Source organism: Variovorax sp. P4_B11, from assembly GCF_056402355.1.
The window spans coordinates 199791-217330 of record NZ_JBFUHO010000006.1 but is presented as its reverse complement, the minus strand read 5'-3'; the positions used below and the strand labels follow the sequence as shown (position 1 = coordinate 217330).

Sequence of the window (17540 nt, the reverse complement as noted above, 5' to 3'; positions counted from 1 at the left end):
ATCAGTCTTGGGAGAGTTCGCTCGCGTGCCAGGAGCCGAGCGCGAGCTGGGTGAGCCAGGCCATCAGCACGAACAGCGCGACACCGGTCAGCGAGATCAGCAGCAGGGCGGCGAACATCCGCGGGATGTTGAGCTGGAAGCCGGCCTGCAGGATCTGGTAGGCCAGGCCGGCGCCCGAGCCGCCCGTGCCGGCGACGAACTCGGCCACCACGGCGCCGATCAGCGCCAGGCCGCTCGAGATCCGCAGGCCGCCGAAGAAGTAGGGCAGCGCACTCGGGATGCGCAGGCGCACCAGCTGCTGCCAGCGGGTCGCGCGATTGAGCTTGAAGTAGCTCTGCAGGTCGGGCTCGATGCTGCGCAGGCCCAGCGTGGTGTTGCTGATGATCGGGAACAGCGCGACCAGCGCCGCGCAGACCACCATCGCCGCGCTCGGGTTCTTGACCCAGATGATGATCAGCGGCGCGACCGCGACGATCGGCGTCACCTGCAGCAGCACGGCGTACGGGAACAGCGCGGTCTCGATCAGCTTGCTCTGCACGAACAGGAAGGAGATCAGCACGCCGGCGATGGTGGCGACCACGAAGGACAGCACGGTGATCTTGAGTGTCACGAGCAGGGCCATGCCGAGCGGCACCCAGTCGGTGACCAGCGTCTGCATCATCAGGGCGGGCGAGGGCACCAGGTAGGGCGGCAGTTCCAGCGCCGTGACCAGGCCCTGCCAGAGCGCGATCAGCACCACGCCGACCAGCAGCGGATACATCACGCGCTGGACGCGCGGCTGCTGCAGCAGCGGAATGCGGGCCGGCTGCTTCGGCGTGGCTGGCTTCGCCGCCGGTCCAGTCCGGGCCGGCGTCGTCGGTGCTTTCATCGCTGGGGTCCCCGTGGCGGTCGTCGGTGCCAGTGCGCTCATGCATCGACCTCGTCATGCGCGCTGCTGGCGCGAAGCAAGCTGTCCTGCAGCGTCTTTGCATAGCGGCTGAACTGCGGCGACACCATGAAATCGGCGCTGCGCGGGTAGGGCTCGTCGATGCGGAACTGCTCGACCACGCGGCCCGGCCGGGCGGCCATCATCACGACGCGGCTCGACAGGAACACCGCCTCGTGGATCGAGTGGGTCACGAAGATCACCGTGAGCTTCTTCTTGCGCCAGAGGTCGAGCAGTTCGGCGTCGAGCTTGTGGCGCGTGATCTCGTCCAGGGCGCCGAAGGGTTCGTCCATCAACAGCAGGTCGGGCTGGGTCACGAGACCGCGCGCGATCGATACCCGCATCTGCATGCCGCCGGACAGTGCCCGCGGCAAGGCCGTGGCGAACTTCTCCAACCCCACCAGCTCGAGCGCCTCGGCGACGCGTTCTTCCGCCTCCTTGCGCGGCACGCCGGCGAGGTCGAGCGGCAGCCGCACGTTGCTGCGCACGCTGGCCCAGGGCATCAGTGTCGGCGACTGGAACACGAAGGCCATGCGCCGGCCGCTCTCGTCGATCTGCGCCACCGGCTTGCGCCACACCAGCAGCCGTCCATCGGTCGGCTCGAGCATGCCCGCGACCATCTTGAGCAAGGTGCTCTTGCCGCAGCCCGAGGGCCCGAGCAGGGTGATGAACTCGCCTTCGGCGATGCGCAGGTCCACCGGCAGCAGCGCCTGCGTGCCGTTCGGGTAGGTCTTCTCGGCGGAGAGGACCTCGACCGCCGGGACGGTGGAGCGGGGTTGCGGTGGCAGCGTGTAGGAGGCGGATTCGGTGTCGTTCATGCGGAGCCTTTCGAGAGGGCGCCGAAGCGCCCGGTGTGTCAGGGCAGGACCTTGGCGTCCTTCACGAATTCGGTCGTGTAGGTCTTGGCGACTTCCACCTTGGCGGGGTCGAGCAGCTTGGCCGAGACCAGGAAGTCGTAGCTGGCCTTGGCGCGCGCATCGGTGATCACGCCGATGCCCTGCGTGGCCGCGTCGCCGCCCGTGACCATGCCCATCTCCTTGAGCTTGGCGACGCTGTAGGCCAGCTGGTCGTCGGTCATGTTGGGGTTGTCCTTCTTGATCAGCGCATTGGCGGGCGCCGGATCGGCGAGGTAGCTCTTCCAGCCTTCGGCCGAGGCCTTGACGAAAGCCGCGACCTGCTTGCTGCGCTCCTTCACGGTCTTGTCCATGCACGAGACGGTGGTGGCGTAGGCCGGGAATCCGTGGTCGCTGAACATCAGCACGGTGCTCTTCACGCCGGCCTTCTGGATCGCGTAGGGCTCGGAGGTCAGGTAGCCCTGCTGCGCGGTGTTCTTGTCGGCCACGAAGGGCTGGATATTGAAGGTGTAGGGGCGGGTCTGTTCGTCGGTGAGACCGAATTTGGCCTTCAGCCAGGGCCAGTAGCCGCGATTGGCCTGGGCGCCGATCAGGATCGTCTTGCCCTTGAGGTCCTCGAACTTCTTGACGTCGTCGTGGGCGATCAGCACCTGCGGATCCTTCTGGAAGAAGGCCGCGACGTTGACCACCGGCACGCCGCCTTCTCGCACCTGCATCATCTGGATGTCGCTCGAACCCATGATGCAGTCGGCCTGGCCGGCGGCCATCATCTGCGTGATGTTGACCTGCGGGCCGCCCATCTTGATCGTGACGTCGAGGCCGTACTTCTGGTAGATGCCCTGGGCGACGGCCTGGTAGAAGCCGCCGTGCTCGGCCTGCGCGTACCAGTTGGTCATGTAGGTGAACTTGTCCTGGGCCTGGGCCGGCGCGGCGGCGGCCAGCGCGAGAGCCGCGGCCAGGGGGGCGAGACGGAGGGCGAGGGGAAGGCGCATGTGAGGACCTCTCTGAGGGGTTGGAAGCGAAGCGGGAGCTGATGCAAGGAGCGGGCCTCAGGCCACGGCTCCGACGGACGACTGGATGAAGCCCTGCTCGTGGCCGCGGCCCCAGGTGGGCTCCTCGCGCACCACCCAGCGCAGCGCGTGCAATTCGGTCAGCGCCTGCACCCAGCTCGCGGACAGCGTGTCGAGGATCTCCTCGCCCTGCTCGCGCGTCGCGCTGGTCGGGTCGCCGATGACGCCGCTGGGGCCGAAGTCGCGCGCGGTCCAGGCACAGGCCGGGCGGCCGTCGGGCGACAACAGCTTGATCGGGAACGGCGGCGGGAAGTTGGCGGCGGCGCGTTCCATGTGCACCGTGTCGGGCGCCAGCGCGAGCATCAGCGCGGTCTCGGAGTGGCCGGCATGCATCGACAGGCGCTTTTCCTGTTCGCTGATCTGCTTGCTGGAAGCGTTCGGCAGCCGCGACACGCCGTGCGGCACGACCACGAAATCGCCATGCCGCAGGCGCAGCTCGCGCGCCGCCATCTCGAGCACCTGGGGCTGGCCGCCATGGCCGTTGGCAAACAGCAGCTTGCGGAAGCCCGCGCGGTAGACCGACTCGCCGATCTCGATCACGGTCGCCAGCAGGGTGGTGCCGGTGAGCGTCATCGTGCCGGGGAAGTGCAGGTGCTCTTCCGACTTGCCGTAGGTGATGGTCGGCAGCGCGAAGGCGCGCACCTCGGCGGGCAGTCGCTCGAGCGCCTTGCCCATCACACCCGAGGCGATCACGCTGTCGACCGAACAGGGCAGGTGCGGCCCGTGCTGCTCGATCGCGCCGCAAGGCAGCACGATGACGGTGTTCTCGCGATCGGGCAGCGCGTCGATTTCGGTCCAGCTCAGGTAGGGCAGGAAGCGGTGGGGCGGGATGTAGCCGTGGAGCATGGGAGTCCTGTGACGGGAAGGGGTCAGGCGAAGCGGGCCATGGCCTGGCCGACGCGCCGCATGAAGCGCTTCAGCTGCGGCTCGGTCGCCACGTTCATGTGGTAGTGGGCGTGGTAGTCCACGCGCGCCTGCCTGCCCGTGAGGCGCAGCATGTAGCGCGTGACGATCTTGCGCGGCGGGTCGCCCATGTACCAGGCGACCCAGCGCGGGCGGCCGTAGGTCACGACGGCCGAGATGCGCTTGATGTGGGTGAGCATCGGCTTGACGTTCTTCGGGTCGCTGAGGTCGAAGGCGACGCCGGGCATGAACAGCCGGTCGAAGTAGCCCTTGAGCATCGCCGGCAGGCCGAAGCACCAGGTCGGGAAGCAGAACACGATGCCTTCGGCCCACTGCAGGCGCTCGACGTGGCGCTTCAGCGGCAGCTGGTTGCCCGGCACCTCGTGGTAGCCCAGGCGCTCCTCGCGCGACAGCACCGGGTCGAAGCCTTCGGCATAGAGGTCGCAGTCGTCGACCTCGTGGCCGGCCTCGCGCAGCTGGCGCAGCACCTCCCGGTGCAGCGCCGCGTGGAAGCTGGTTTCGACCGGGTGGCAGTAGACGACGAGCACGCGCATGGTGTGTTTGACCGCTTAATCAGAGCAAGTGGTCAGGTTATGCAAGCGACGTGCCAGCGCCACCGCACCAAAAGCGGGAGACGCAGATCTCCTTTCAGGCGGCGAGGGGGTCAGGCCGGCGCCGGGCCGCCCCAAGGCGGCCTGCGGCCCCCTCGGAGGGCAGCGACACACGAAGTGAGGAGCGTGGGGGCTATTTGATGCCGCAGCCGCCGAGCACGAACGCGACCAGCTCGCGCGCGATGGGCTCGCGGTCGACCGGGGCGTCGGGTGGCAGGCCGAGCATCACGCGCGTCTGCAGCGCGTAGTCGGCATAGCTCTGGGTCATGGCCCAGATGTGCATCAGCAGCAGGCGGGCATCGAGCGGCCGCATCAGGCCGCGCGCGATCCAGCCGTTGATGATGTCGACCTTCTTTTGCGTCCAGAGCCGTGCATTCGGCCAGTAGCGCTCGAGGTTGCGGCCGCCGTCGAGCACTTCGCGCGTGAAGATGCGCGAGATCTCGGGGCTGTCGAAAGCGTGGTCGAGCTTCTTGCGGATGTAGTCGCCGAGCACCGCGCCGGGGGCGCCGGCGTGGTCCTCGAACGAGAACACCACCTTCCAGTCGTGCAGCACCTGCATCAGCAGCTCTTCGTAGAGCTCTTCCTTGCCGGCGATGTAGTAGTGCAGCTGGGGCTTGGTCAGCCCTGCGCGCGCCGCGATGGCTTGCGTCGAGGCGCCCTTCAGGCCGTGCAGGCTGAATTCGGCGATCGCCGCGCTGCGGATCGCCGCCAGGATGCGCTCGCGTCCGGGCCGCGCGCGTGACAGCGGGCCGGTGGGGGCGGGCATCTGCTGCGCAGCCTGGGGCTCGGAGGAGGCGATCTCGGAAGTCATCTTGTTCGGCGGGGCACCGCGCTGCGATGGTAGCGCTTGCCCGGATCTTGCTCCGGCGGCATGTTCGGTTCGCCGGCATGACCGCATGCGCGCACGGCATTGCGCGCATGCGCCATGGGGCGGGCATTCCGGTATCTTCACGCCGCTTCGCCACACACCCAAGAGGAGTTTCCATGCACTTCGCCACTCGATTCCGCGCCTTGGCGGGCGCCGCCGCGCTGTTCGCAGCCGCGGCCATCGCCCACGCCCAGGCGCTGCCCAATGTCGTGATCCTGGCCACCGGCGGGACCATCGCCGGCGCCGGGGCGTCTGCGGTCAACAGCGCCACCTATTCGGCGGCCAAGGTGCCGGTCGACAAGCTGATCGCTGGCTTGCCCGAACTCTCCAAGGTGGCCAACGTGCGCGGCGAGCAGGTGTTCCAGATCGCCTCCGAAAGCCTCACCAACGACAACCTGCTGACCCTCGCCAAGCGCGTCTCGGCCTTGTCGAAGCAACCGGATGTCGACGGCATCGTGATCACCCACGGCACCGACACGCTGGAAGAGACCGCCTACTTCCTCACGCTGACCGTCCACACGCCCAAGCCGATCATCGTGGTCGGCTCGATGCGCCCGGGCACCGCGCTGTCGGCCGACGGCGCGCTGAACCTGTTCGACGCCGTCAACGTGGCGGCCAGCAAGGACGCGGCAGGCAAGGGCGTGCTGGTGACCATGAACGACGAGATCCACACCGGCCGCGACGTCAGCAAGACGGTCAACATCAAGACCGACGCCTTCAAGAGCCAGTGGGGCCCGCTCGGGATGATCGTCGAGGGGCGCAACTACTGGTTCCGGGCGCCGGTGAGGCGCCACACGATGCAGTCCGAGTTCGACATCGACAGCATCGACGCGCTGCCGCCGGTCGAGATCGCGCTGGGCTATGAGGGCGTGACGCCGGTCACCATCAACGCGCTGGCCGGGAGCGGCATCAAGGCGCTGGTGCATGCCGGCACCGGCAACGGCTCGGTGGCCGACCGCATCGTGCCGCACCTGCAGAAGGTGCGCGCCGACGGCATCCTGGTGATCCGCAGCGCGCGCGTGCCGGACGGCTTCGTGATCCGCAACGCCGAGCAGCCCGACGACAAGTACGACTGGGTGGTGGCGCATGACCTGCGGCCGCAAAAGGCGCGCATCCTGGCGATGGTGGCGCTCACCAGGACCAAAGATACGAAGGAACTGCAGCGGATCTTCTGGGAGTATTGACTCGCCCCCCAGGTTGGCTCACTGCGTGTAGCCGCCCACCCCCCTGCCGGGGGGCAATACCGGCGGCCCGGCGAAGCCGGTTCCGCGGTATTTCTGGAACATGCCCCGGCTGGCGCGGCGCGGCTTCAGAGGGGAAGTTATGGCTCGTAAAATGGCCGGCTCGCCGCGTAGTGGGCGCTTTGCCCTCCTGCGGCCACCAGGCCAACCATGCTGACTTTCCAACAGATCATTCTCAAGCTCCAAGCCTACTGGGATGCCCAGGGCTGCGCGCTCCTGCAGCCCTACGACATGGAGGTCGGGGCCGGCACCTCGCACACCGCCACCTTCCTGCGCGCGCTCGGGCCTGAGCCCTGGAAGGCCGCCTACGTGCAGCCGAGCCGCCGCCCCAAGGACGGCCGCTACGGCGAGAACCCGAACCGGCTGCAGCATTACTACCAGTACCAGGTGGTGCTGAAGCCGGCGCCGAGCAACATCCTGGAGCTCTATCTGGGCTCGCTCGAGGCGCTCGGCTTCGACTTGAAGAAGAACGACATCCGCTTCGTCGAGGACGACTGGGAGAACCCGACGCTCGGCGCCTGGGGCCTGGGCTGGGAGGTCTGGCTCAACGGCATGGAGGTGACGCAGTTCACCTACTTCCAGCAGGTCGGCGGCATCGACTGCAAGCCGATCACCGGCGAGATCACCTACGGCCTGGAGCGCCTCGCGATGTACCTGCAGGGCAAGGAAAGCATCTACGACCTCGAATGGGCGCCCGGCCTCAGCTACGGCGATGTGTACCACCAGAACGAGGTCGAGCAGTCGACCTACAACTTCGAGCACAGCGACGCCGACTTCCTCTTCACGGCCTTCGCGGCCCACGAGAAGCAGGCGAAGCACCTGATGGAGGCGCAGCTCGCATTGCCGGCCTACGAGCAGGTGCTCAAGGCGGCCCACAGCTTCAACCTGCTGGACGCGCGCGGCGCGATCAGCGTGACCGAGCGCGCTGCCTACATCGGCCGCATCCGCAACCTCGCGCGCAGCGTCGCGCAGAGCTACTACGAGAGCCGCGAGCGGCTCGGATTCCCGATGGCGCCGCGCGAGTGGGTTGCACAGATGACGAAGAAGGCGGCCTGAGCGATATGACGACCCTCCAGAAAAACCTGCTCGTCGAACTGTTCGTCGAGGAACTGCCGCCCAAGGCGCTGAAGAAGCTCGGCGATGCCTTCGCCACGGTGCTGCACGACCAGCTGATCGCGCTCGGCCTGGCCGATGCCGGCTCCGTGCTCACCGCCTACGCGTCGCCGCGTCGGCTGGCGGCCCACCTGACCCACGTGCAGGCACAGGCCGCCGACAAGGCGGTCTCGCAGAAGCTGATGCCGGTGGCCGTGGGCCTCGATGCCGCGGGCCAGCCGACACCCGCGCTGCTGAAGCGGCTGGCGGCGCTGGGCGCCGACGCCAGCGCGGTGCCGGATCTGCAGCGCGCCATGGACGGCAAGGCCGAGGCGCTGTTCTTCCAGAGCGTCGCCAAGGGCGCGACCTTGGCCGAAGGGCTGCAGAAGGCGCTGGCCGAGGCGATCGCCAAGCTGCCGATCCCGAAGGTCATGAGCTACCAGCTCGAGACCAACTGCGAGCTGCCGGGATGGACCAGCGTGAGCTTCGTGCGGCCGGCGCACGGCCTGGTGGCGCTGCATGGCGACGCCATCGTGCCGGTCGGCGCGCTCGGGCTCACGGCCGGCCGGCAGACGCACGGCCACCGCTTCGAGGCCGCGGTCGATCCGGTCGAACTGCGCGATGCCAACAGCTATGCCGAGCAGATGAGCGAGCAGGGCGCCGTCATCCCGGGCTTCGAGGCGCGCCGCCTCGAGATCGCCCGACAGCTCGCCGAAGCGGCGGAGACGGTCGGTGGCGGCACGCAGGCCATCCTTGACGAGGCGCTGCTGGACGAGGTCACGGCGCTGGTCGAACGGCCGAACGTGCTGGTGTGCGAGTTCGAGGGCGAGTTCCTCGACGTGCCCCAGGAGTGCCTGATCCTCACGATGAAGGCCAACCAGAAGTACTTCCCGCTGCTCGACGCCGCCGGCAAGCTGACCAACAAGTTCCTGGTGGTCAGCAACATCCGGCCCGACGACGCCAGCGCGGTGATCGGCGGCAACGAGCGCGTGGTGCGCCCGCGGCTGGCCGACGCCAAGTTCTTCTTCGACCAGGACCGCAAGAAGTCGCTGGCCTCGCGCGTCGAATCGCTGGCGAAGGTGGTCTATCACAACAAGCTCGGCACCCAGGGCGAGCGGGTCGAGCGCGTGATGCGCATCGCGCGCGCCTTGGCCGAGCAGCTCGGCGACGCCACATTGGCGCGCCAGGCGACGCAGGCCGCCCAGCTGGCCAAGGCCGACCTGGTGACCGACATGGTCGGCGAGTTCCCCGAGCTGCAGGGCACCATGGGGCGCTACTACGCGCTGCACGACGGTCTGGAGCACGCGGTGGCCGATGCCATCGAGGACCACTACAAGCCGCGCTTCGCGGGCGACGCGCTGCCGCGCAACCCGGTGGGCATCGTGGTCGCGCTGGCCGACAAGCTCGAGACCCTGGTCGGCATGTTCGCGATCGGCAACCTGCCGACCGGCGACCGCGACCCCTTCGCCCTGCGCCGCCACGCGCTGGGCGTGATCCGCATGCTGATCGAGCGCCGGCTTCCGCTGGAATTGCGCGCCGTGCTCGGCAGCGCCTTCGCGGCCTTCGGCGTCCACAAGTCCGCAGAGCTCGCGCTGAGCGACCCGACCGATGCGCTCGAGGCCTTCATCTACGACCGCCTCGCCGGCAGCCTGCGCGAGCAGGGCGCCAGCGCACAGGAGGTCGACGCCGTGCTGGCGCCGCGCCCGCAGCGCCTGGGCGAGGTGCCGCAGTTGCTGGCGGCGGTGCGTGCCTTCGCCGCGCTGCCCGAGGCGTCGGCACTGGCCGCGGCCAACAAGCGCATCGGCAACATCCTCAAGAAATCGCCCGAGGCCGACGCCCACGTCAGCGCACTGCTGCTGCAGGAGCCGGCCGAGAAGGCGCTGCATGCCGCGATGGAGCAGTTGGTGCCGGTGGCCGACGCGCAGTTCGACAAGGGCGACTACACCGCCTCGCTGCAGACGCTGGCGGCGCTGCGCGAGCCGGTCGATGCCTTCTTCGACGGCGTGATGGTGAATGCCGAGCAGGCCGACCTGCGGCTCAACCGGCTCGGGCTCCTGATGCTGCTGCACGCGGCGATGAACCGGGTGGCGCAGCTCGAGCGGCTGGCGACCTGATCGGGGCAGCACCATGAAACTCGTCATCCTCGACCGCAACGGCACGCTGAACGTGCACCGCGAGGACTTCGTCAAGAGCGACATCGAGTGGACGCCGCTGCCGGGCGCGCTCGAGGCGGTGGCGCGGCTCAACCATGCGGGCTGGCACGTGGTCATCGCGTCGAACCAGTCGGGCCTCGGGCGCGGACTGTTCGACGTCGTCTCGCTCAACGCGATGCACGCCAAGATGCACAAGATGCTGGCGGCCGTCGGTGGCCGGGTCGATGCGGTGTTCTATTGCCCGCACAGCCCCGACGAAGGCTGCGACTGCCGAAAGCCCAAGCCCGGCCTGTACCTGCAGATCGGCGAGCGCTACGGCGTCGACCTGACCCATGTGCCGACCGCGGGCGACAGCCTGCGCGACCTGCTGGCCGGTGCCGCCGCGGGCTGCGAGCCGCACCTGCTGCTGACCGGCATGGGCCAGGCCTGCCGCGGCGTGCCCCTGCCCCCCGAGTACCCGCCGAACACCCGCGTCCACGAGGACCTGGCGGCCTTCGTCGACTTCCTGCTGGAACGCGAAGAGCGCGATGCGCTGAAAGTGGCTGTCTGATGGATTTCGTCCGATCCGTGGTCCACGCGCTGTGGATGCTCGTTACCGTGGTCCCCTGGGGGATCATCATGTGCGTCAGCTCGCTCTGGAAGCGCGGCATCCCGCTCTACTGGATGGCGCAGCGCTGGCTCGGCTGGGCGATCGGCGGCGCGCGCGTGCTGCTGGGCATCCGCACCCGCGTCACCGGCATGGAGAACCTGCCGACCGACAAGCTCGCGGGCTGCGTTCTGCTCGTGAAGCACCAGTCGACCTACGAGACCTTCCTGATGCCCACGCTGATGCCGCACCCGCTGGCATTCGTGTTCAAGAAGGAGCTGATCTACGTCCCTTTCTTCGGCTGGGCCATGGCCCGGCTCGACATGATCCACATCGATCGCAGCCAGCGGACGCAGGCCTTCAACAGGGTCGTGGCGCAGGGCCGCAAGCTGCTCGAGCAGGGCATCTGGATCATCATGTTCCCCGAGGGCACGCGCATCCCGCGGGGCCAGAAGGGCAACTACAAGAGCGGCGGCTCGCGGCTTGCGTGCGAAACCGGGGTGCCGGTGGTGCCGATCGCGGTCACCTCGGCCAAGGTCTGGCCGCGCAAGGCCTTCATCAAGCACCCGGGCGTGGTCGATGTCTCGATCGGCCCGGCCATTTCGAGCGTGGGGCGCAAGCCCGACGAACTGATGCGCGAAGTCGAGGCCTGGATCGAGGCCGAGATGCGCCGGCTCGATCCCGAGGCCTATGCTCCGCCGGCTGCTGCCCCGGCGGCATCGACCGCAGCCTGAATCCCGGACCATGCGCGGCCTGCTGAAGTTCACGCTCGACCTGTTCGACGCGCCGACGGCCGCGCCGGACCCGCCGTCGCCCGACGGGCCGCACAAGCCGGCGATCCCATTGGCCGACGCGCTGAGCCCCGCGCGCTTCACCCATCCGCGCGCCACGCGCGAAGTCACGCTGGGCGATGCGCGCGTGGCCTACGAGTTCACGCGCGGCAAGCGCCGCACCATCGGCTTCGTGGTCGGGGTCGAGGGCCTGTCGGTGCGGGCGCCGCGCTGGGTGGCGCTGCGCGACGTCGATGCCGCCGTCAAGGAGAAGGGCGACTGGATCCTGCGCAAGCTGGCCGAGACGCAGCAGCGCCATGCACGGCTGGAATCGGCGCGCATCGAATGGAAGGACGGCGTCGCTTTCCCGTTCCTGGGCCAGCAGGTGACGGTGCGGCTCGATCCGCACCATGCCTTCGATGGCGTGGGCGGGGTGCTCGACGCCGGAGCGGACGGCAGCGACGCGCCGGTGCTCCGGCTGGCGCTGGCGAAGAACGCGAGCGCGGCACAGATCCGCGATGCCGCGCAGGCCTGGCTGATGCGGCAGGCGCGGCGCATCTTCGTCGAGCGGCTCGACCATTTCGCGCCGCGGCTGGGCGTGGCCTGGCACAAGCTGTCGCTGTCGAACGCCTCGACGCGCTGGGGCAGCGCCAGCGCCGACGGCGCGATCCGGCTGCACTGGCGGCTGGTGCATTTCCGGATGTCGGTGATCGACTACGTGGTCGCCCACGAGCTGAGCCACCTGCGCGTGATGGACCACAGCCCGCGCTTCTGGGAAACGGTCGAAAGCGTGATGCCCGACTACCAGCATCTGCGCCGGCAGCTCAAGGACGAGCCGGTGCCGCGCTGGTAGGTGACGGCATTCTGTGGCGATCCAGGCCGCGACCCACACGCAGCGGGGGAGCGTGGGGGCCCAGGCCGGCGCCGGGCCGCCCCAAGGCGGCCTGCTACCTGGCGTGAGTGACGCCGCCGTCCACCACCAGCGTCGAGCCCATGACATAGTCGCCCGCGCGCGAAGCCAGGTAGATCGCGGCTGCCGCCATGTCCTCCGGCTCGCCGATGCGGCCGGCCGGAATGCGCGCCTTGACCTCGTCGCCGTGGTCGCGCGCGTCCTTGTTCATGTCGGAGGCGAAGGCGCCCGGCGCGATCGCGCTGACCACGATGCGCTCCTGTGCCAGGCGCAGCGCCATGCGGCGCGTGAGCTGGATCAGGCCGGCCTTGCTGGCCGCGTACGAGTAGGTTTCCTGCGGGTTGACCGAGATGCCGTCGATCGATGCGATGTTGATGACCTTGGCCAGGTGGTCGGTGGCCGCCTTCTTGAGCATCGGCGTCAGCGCCTGGGTCAGGAAGAAGGGCGTCTTCAGGTTCAGGTCGACCACCTTGTCCCAGCCGCTTTCGGGGAATTCGGCGTAGGGGGCGCCCCAGGCTGCGCCGGCATTGTTGACCAGGATGTCGAGCGAGCCCTCGTGCTTTGCGTAGGCCTCGACCAGCGCCTGCGCGCCCTGCACGGTCGAGACGTCGGCCGGCAGCGAGACGCAATGGCCGAAGGCCGACAGCTCCTTGGCGGTCTGGTCGCAGGCCGCGGCCTTGCGGGCCGAGATGTAGACGCGGGCGCCCTGGGCCAGGAAGCCCTCGGCGATCATGCGGCCGATGCCGCGCGAGCCGCCGGTGATGAGCGCGGTGCGGCCCTTGAGCGAGAAGAGTTGGGTGGTGTCCATGCGGTGTGTCTCCTGGGTGTGCAATGCGGGTGCCGGTCGATGCGGTTGCCCGGAACCTGGGCCGGCGCCGGGCCGCTCCCAAGGCGGCCCGCGGCCCCCTCGGGGGGCAGCGACTCGCACGCAGTGGGGGAGCGTGGGGGGCATGTTAGTGCGCGCTGCCGCCTGGCGGCGTCACCTTGGCGCCAGTTCAGGCCGGAAAGGCCAGCGAGCGCCGGCTCGTGAAGCGCCGCTCGGCGCCGCTCAGCGGATCGACGAAGGCGACTTCCCGCGCCAGCAGTTGCAGCGGCTGGTCGAAGTCGTCGCTGCCTTCGGGCCGCAGCGCCGGATAGATCGCATCGTTGCGGATCGGCATGCCGAGGGCCGCGCAGTGCACCCGCAACTGGTGCCGGCGGCCGGTGACCGGCGACAGGCCCAGCCGCGCCCAGCCGTCGCGCGCTTCGAGCAGGTCGAAGTGCGTCTCGGCGTTGGGCTCGCCGGCGACCTCGGCCATGCGCATGAAGTGCGCATCCGAGGCGAGCCTGCTCCGGCGCACGGCCGGCAGCGCCTGGCCGGGCCGCCAGGGCACGATCGCCTCGTAGCGCTTGTGGATGGCGCGCTCGGCGAACAGCGCACTGTAGGGGCCGCGGCCGGCCGGCTGCACCGAGAACAGCACCAGGCCCGCGGTCTCGCGGTCGATGCGGTGCAGCGGCGCCAGGTGGTCGAGGCCGAGCTTGCGCTTGAGGCGTACCAGCAGGCTTTGCTGGACGTACTTGCCGACCGGCGTGACCGGCAGGAAGTGGGGCTTGTCGACCACCAGCAGGTGCGCGTCCCGGTGCAGCACCTGTTCGTCGAACGGTATGACGGGCTCGGATTCCAGTGCGCGGTAGTAGTACACCCGCAGCCGTGGCTGGTACGGCCGCTCGGCGGTGACGCGCGTGCCATGTTCGTCGACCACGTCGCCGGCCTCGATCCGGGCCTCCCAGGTCGTCCGCGGGATCGCTCCAAAGCGCTGCACCAGGAACTCCGCGATCGTCGGCCAGTGGCCCGCGGGCAGCGCGACGCAGCTCGGGCCGACGCCATCGCGCACGGGCAGCGGCAGGCCGGCCATGTCAGGGCCCCAGGGCCGCGACGATTTCGTCGAACAGCGGGCGCGCTACGGGGTCGTCGTCGAGGCAGCGCGAACGCAGCCCGCCCAGCAGGGCCTGCACCGCGGCATCCGCCGGCTCGCTGCGCTCCAGCAACTCCTCGAGCAGGCAGCCGAAGGCGCGGGACTCGATGCGCTGCAGCGCGTGCGACTGCGCCGCAGCGTCGCGCGGCAGGAACGAAGCCGCGCCGAAGTCGCCGAGCAGGGCTTCCCCGCGGCCGTTCCAGAGGATGTTGTGGCCGTAGAGATCGCCATGCAGGATGCCGCGCGCATGCAGCCGGGCCACCGCCGAAGCGATGCCGCGCGCCATGCCCTGCGCGGTCTGCAGCGACCAGCGGGCATCGTCGGCGTAGACGTCGCGGGTGCAGGACTGCAGGCTCGGCGGGCCCGCCAGGTTGCGGAAGCTCGGATCCACCAGTTCGAGCACCAGGCCCGAGGCCGCGTCCGGATGGTCCTCGACCCGTCCCAGCACCGGGATCAGGCCCGGGTGCGGCCCGGCCGCGATGCAGGCCGCCATCTCGCTGTGCGGCCAGCCGTCGCTGGTGACTGCGCCCTTGAACAGCTTCACCGCGACCGGCCGGTGGCTGCCGCCCGGCGGCCGCCAATCGGCCTGGTGGATCACGCCCGAGGCGCCTTCACCGAGCTTGCGCTTCAGCGAAAGCTGGCGCCAGTCGATGCCCGGCGTCGGCTGGGCATCGATCGCGTGCGCTTCGGGCGCCTCGTCGAAAGGATTGCCCGCAAAGGCGATCCAGGACAGCCGCGGCAGCGACAGCAGCCATCCCGGCAGCGCCTCGAAGCGATTCGCCGAGATGCGCAGCAGTTCGAGGGCGCGGCAGGCGGCCATCGATTCGGGCAGCGCCTGCAGTCGATTGCCGGCGAGCATGAGCTTCTGCAGCCGTGGGCGCTCGCCGAGTTCGGCCGGCAGGGCGCCGATCTGGTTGTCCGTCAGGATCAGCCAGCGCAGCGCCGGCGGCAAGGCGGCCGCCGGCACCTGCGCGATGCGGTTGGCCTTGAAGGCGATCATCTCGAGTCCGCTGCATTGCCCGAGGACCTCGGGCAAGGCGGTGAACTGGTTGTCGGAGCAGAAGAGCACGCGCAGCCGGTGCAGCCGGTGCAGGTCGTGCGGCAGCGAACGCAGCACATTGCCCGAGAGGTTCAGCACCTCGAGCGAATCCGCCAGGTCGAAGATCTCGGGCGGAAACTCGCTCAGCCCGCAGCTCAGGTCGAGCCGCCGCGCCCCGGCCAGCTCGCCCGCGCGCAGGCGGCCCAGGATCGTCATCCGGCGTTCCCCTTGGGAGCGGCCCGGCGGCTCATGAAAAGACGCCGAAGCGGTAGATGCCGTCGGTGCCCAGCCGCCGCTGCACCTGGCCGGAGAACCACAGCAGGTGCAGGTGGGCGACGGTCTCGCCCATCGCGAAGGTCATCTGGTGCAGGTCGAGCGCGCGCTTGAACAGGATCGGCAGGCCCTCGGCCGCGCTGTGCGGCCGCGCGACGCAGGCCTCCAGCAGCTCGGCCAGGCGGTCGCGGTGATGCTCCTGCAATTGCTCGACGCGGCGGTGGATGCCGGTGAAGGGCTTGCCGTGCGACGGCAGCCCCAGCGTGTCGACCGGCAGCGACTTGAAGCGCTCGATGCTGTCGAGGAACAGCCGCAGCGCGTTCGCCTCGGGCTCGCCCGCATGCACGCTCACGTTGGTGGAGATGCGCGGCAGCATCATGTCGCCGCCCAGCAGCACGTTGAGCTCCTCGCAGTAGAGCGCGATGTGCTCGGGCGCGTGGCCGTAGCCGCTGATGCAGCGCCAGGCGCGGCCGCCGATCATGACGTCGTCGCCATCGAGCATGCGAACGAAGCTCGCCGGCACCGAGGGCACCATGTTGGCGTAGTAGCTGGTGCGGGCGCGGATCTTGGCGACCGCCTCGGGGTCGGTGAGCCCGTGCGAGGCGAAGAAGTCGGCCGCCGCATCGCCGCCGGCCAGGGTGTCGCCGGCGCTGGTGAGCACGCGCGCCACGTGGTAGTCGGTCGAGCTGATCCACAGCGGCGCCGTCCAGCGCTCGCAGAGCCAGTGCGCCAGGCCGATGTGGTCCGGGTGCATGTGGGTCACGATGACCCGCAGGATCGGCAGCCCCTGGAGCTGGGTCTCGAAGATCTGCTCCCATTGCGCGCGCGAGGCATCGTGGGAGATGCAGCAGTCGACCACGCTCCAGCCTTCGACGCCGTCGATGCTGTCGCGCAGCAGCCAGAGGTTGATGTGGTCGAGGGCGAAGGGCAGCGCCATGCGGATCCAGCGGATGCCGGAGGCCACTTCGACCGTCTGGCCGGGTGCCGGCAGGGTGTCGCCGAGGGGGTATTGGAGTTCGCGTTCGAGAAGGTTCATGTACGATTGACGTTAACGTAAACGTCATGGCGTTGAGCCGATATTGTAGGCAGTGCCGCCTGAACCCGCTTTCCGCACACGCTTTCCGACATTTTCCATGCCTTCGCAGACCTTCACCATCGGCGAGCTCGCCAAGGAGTTCGATCTCACCACGCGAGCCATCCGCTTCTATGAAGACATGGGACTGCTGGCGCCGCGCCGCGCCGGGCTGCAGCGCATCTACACCTCGCGCGACCGTGCCCGCCTCACGCTGACGCTGCGGGCCAAGCGCCTCGGCCTCAAGCTGACGCAGGCGCGCGAGATCCTCGACATGTACGACAGCCCGCGCGATACCGCGGTGCAGCTCGAGCGCTTTCTCGGCGTGCTTGGCGCCCACCGCGAGCAGCTCGAAGCGCAGCTGGCCGAACTGCAGGCGAACCTGGCCGAGGTTCGCGTCCAGGAAAGGAAGGCGCGCGCGGCGCTGGCCCGCACCGCGAAGCCCAAGGCGCGCTGAGCCGCTGCCCGAGCCCATCAACCCAACCGGATCGACAAGACAATGGACAACACGCCCGACTCCCTCGAGGACCTGTTCGCTCACAACCGCGCCTGGTCGGCGCGCATGGAGCGCGATCGCCCCGGCTTCTTCACCAGCCTGGTGAAGCAGCAGACGCCCAAGTACATGTGGATCGGCTGCTCCGACAGCCGGGTGCCCGCCAACCAGATCACCGGCCTCGAGCCGGGCGAGGTCTTCGTTCATCGCAACGTCGCCAACATCGTCGTGCACTCCGACCTCAACGCCTTGTCGGCGATCCAGTTCGCGGTCGAGCGGCTCAAGGTGCGGCACATCATGGTGGTCGGCCACTACGGCTGTTCGGGCGTGCAGGCGGCGCTCGAGGGCGCGCGCATCGGCATCGCCGACAACTGGATCCGCCACATCCAGGACGTGCGCGACCGCCATCGGGTGATGCTCGAGAGCCTGCCCGAGCCGGCCCGGGCCGATGCCCTGTGCGAACTCAACGTGGCCGAGCAGGTGGTCAACGTCGCGGTCAGCACCGTGATGTGCGATGCCTGGGGCCGCGGCCAGCAGGTGACCATCCATGGCTGGGCCTTCGGGGTCAACGACGGCCTGCTGCAGGACCTCGGCATGACGGTCGACGGCTCCAAGCCGCTCGAAACCCTGTACCGGGCCGCGGTGCAGCGCATCCGCTACAAGTGGAGCACGCCGCTGGACGCCGTCCTGGGCCAGGCTGAAACGATCGGATCTCCCAAGTAGGC

Annotated in this window: 18 protein-coding genes; 8 read left to right on the top strand and 10 right to left on the bottom strand. The window is 69.2% G+C overall.

Features of this window, described 5'->3' with window-relative positions; all coding sequences use genetic code 11:
• Window position 1 precedes the first annotated feature (1 nt).
• The 6 genes from AC1DYD_RS09190 to AC1DYD_RS09165 all read right to left on the bottom strand — a co-directional run bounded on the left by AC1DYD_RS09190 (window position 2) and on the right by AC1DYD_RS09165 (window position 5174).
• Window positions 2-910, bottom strand: a complete 909-nt coding sequence (locus AC1DYD_RS09190) for an ABC transporter permease (RefSeq protein ID WP_478172432.1) — start codon at window positions 908-910, stop codon at window positions 2-4.
• Entirely contained in the window at window positions 907-1743 is an 837-nt protein-coding gene (locus AC1DYD_RS09185) for an ABC transporter ATP-binding protein (RefSeq protein ID WP_478172431.1), read from the bottom strand. Before AC1DYD_RS09185 ends, AC1DYD_RS09190 begins: the two co-directional genes overlap by 4 nt.
• A gap of 38 nt (window positions 1744-1781) precedes the next feature.
• Window positions 1782-2771 (bottom strand): ABC transporter substrate-binding protein, encoded by a 990-nt coding sequence (locus AC1DYD_RS09180; protein ID WP_478172430.1) that lies wholly within the window; start codon window positions 2769-2771, stop codon window positions 1782-1784.
• 57 nt (window positions 2772-2828) lie between these two features.
• Entirely contained in the window at window positions 2829-3695 is an 867-nt protein-coding gene (locus AC1DYD_RS09175) for a creatininase family protein (RefSeq protein WP_478172429.1), read from the bottom strand.
• Between the two features lie 23 nt (window positions 3696-3718).
• Entirely contained in the window at window positions 3719-4306 is a 588-nt protein-coding gene (locus AC1DYD_RS09170) for an NAD(P)H-dependent oxidoreductase (RefSeq protein WP_478172428.1), read from the bottom strand.
• Window positions 4307-4496: 190 nt separating this feature from the next.
• A complete protein-coding gene (locus AC1DYD_RS09165) occupies window positions 4497-5174 on the bottom strand; it encodes a TetR family transcriptional regulator C-terminal domain-containing protein (RefSeq protein WP_478172427.1) in 678 nt (225 codons plus the stop codon).
• A 173-nt stretch (window positions 5175-5347) separates the two neighbouring features.
• Between AC1DYD_RS09165 and AC1DYD_RS09160 the strand changes: the two genes are divergently transcribed.
• The 6 genes from AC1DYD_RS09160 (at window position 5348) to AC1DYD_RS09135 (ending at window position 11926) form a co-directional block, all read left to right on the top strand.
• Window positions 5348-6415, top strand: coding sequence for an asparaginase (locus tag AC1DYD_RS09160; protein WP_478172426.1), 1068 nt, complete (start codon window positions 5348-5350; stop codon window positions 6413-6415).
• Between the two features lie 207 nt (window positions 6416-6622).
• Window positions 6623-7528, top strand: a complete 906-nt coding sequence (gene glyQ / locus AC1DYD_RS09155) for a glycine--tRNA ligase subunit alpha (protein ID WP_478172425.1) — start codon at window positions 6623-6625, stop codon at window positions 7526-7528.
• Window positions 7529-7533: 5 nt separating this feature from the next.
• Window positions 7534-9678, top strand: coding sequence for a glycine--tRNA ligase subunit beta (gene glyS / locus AC1DYD_RS09150; RefSeq protein ID WP_478172424.1), 2145 nt, complete (start codon window positions 7534-7536; stop codon window positions 9676-9678).
• Window positions 9679-9691: 13 nt separating this feature from the next.
• On the top strand, window positions 9692-10267 hold the full coding sequence (gmhB, locus tag AC1DYD_RS09145) for a D-glycero-beta-D-manno-heptose 1,7-bisphosphate 7-phosphatase (protein ID WP_478172423.1): 576 nt from the start codon (window positions 9692-9694) through the stop codon (window positions 10265-10267).
• Window positions 10267-11037 carry a lysophospholipid acyltransferase family protein gene (locus tag AC1DYD_RS09140; RefSeq protein ID WP_478172422.1) on the top strand — a complete coding sequence of 257 codons (771 nt, stop codon included), beginning with the start codon at window positions 10267-10269 and terminating at the stop codon, window positions 11035-11037. Before gmhB ends, AC1DYD_RS09140 begins: the two co-directional genes overlap by 1 nt.
• 10 nt (window positions 11038-11047) lie before the next feature.
• Window positions 11048-11926, top strand: coding sequence for a M48 family metallopeptidase (locus AC1DYD_RS09135; RefSeq protein WP_478172421.1), 879 nt, complete (start codon window positions 11048-11050; stop codon window positions 11924-11926).
• Window positions 11927-12020: 94 nt separating this feature from the next.
• On the opposite strand, the gene AC1DYD_RS09130 is transcribed toward AC1DYD_RS09135, so the two are convergent.
• From AC1DYD_RS09130 to AC1DYD_RS09115, 4 genes are all read right to left on the bottom strand, one after another.
• Window positions 12021-12791 (bottom strand): SDR family oxidoreductase, encoded by a 771-nt coding sequence (locus tag AC1DYD_RS09130; protein ID WP_478172420.1) that lies wholly within the window; start codon window positions 12789-12791, stop codon window positions 12021-12023.
• A gap of 187 nt (window positions 12792-12978) precedes the next feature.
• The gene (locus AC1DYD_RS09125) at window positions 12979-13878 is read right to left on the bottom strand and encodes a pseudouridine synthase (RefSeq protein ID WP_478172419.1); all 900 of its coding nucleotides are present in this window, start codon (window positions 13876-13878) and stop codon (window positions 12979-12981) included.
• A gap of 1 nt (window position 13879) precedes the next feature.
• The gene (locus AC1DYD_RS09120; RefSeq protein ID WP_478172418.1) at window positions 13880-15193 is read right to left on the bottom strand and encodes a leucine-rich repeat-containing protein kinase family protein; all 1314 of its coding nucleotides are present in this window, start codon (window positions 15191-15193) and stop codon (window positions 13880-13882) included.
• A gap of 31 nt (window positions 15194-15224) precedes the next feature.
• Entirely contained in the window at window positions 15225-16286 is a 1062-nt protein-coding gene (locus AC1DYD_RS09115; protein WP_478172417.1) for an MBL fold metallo-hydrolase, read from the bottom strand.
• A 97-nt stretch (window positions 16287-16383) separates the two neighbouring features.
• Here AC1DYD_RS09115 and AC1DYD_RS09110 point away from each other — a divergent pair, with 97 nt between their 5' ends.
• Entirely contained in the window at window positions 16384-16779 is a 396-nt protein-coding gene (locus AC1DYD_RS09110) for a MerR family transcriptional regulator (protein ID WP_478172416.1), read from the top strand.
• A gap of 42 nt (window positions 16780-16821) precedes the next feature.
• Window positions 16822-17538: a carbonate dehydratase gene (gene can / locus AC1DYD_RS09105; RefSeq protein WP_478172415.1), complete on the top strand. Its 717-nt coding sequence runs from the start codon at window positions 16822-16824 to the stop codon at window positions 17536-17538.
• The last annotated feature ends 2 nt before the right edge of the window (window positions 17539-17540 follow it).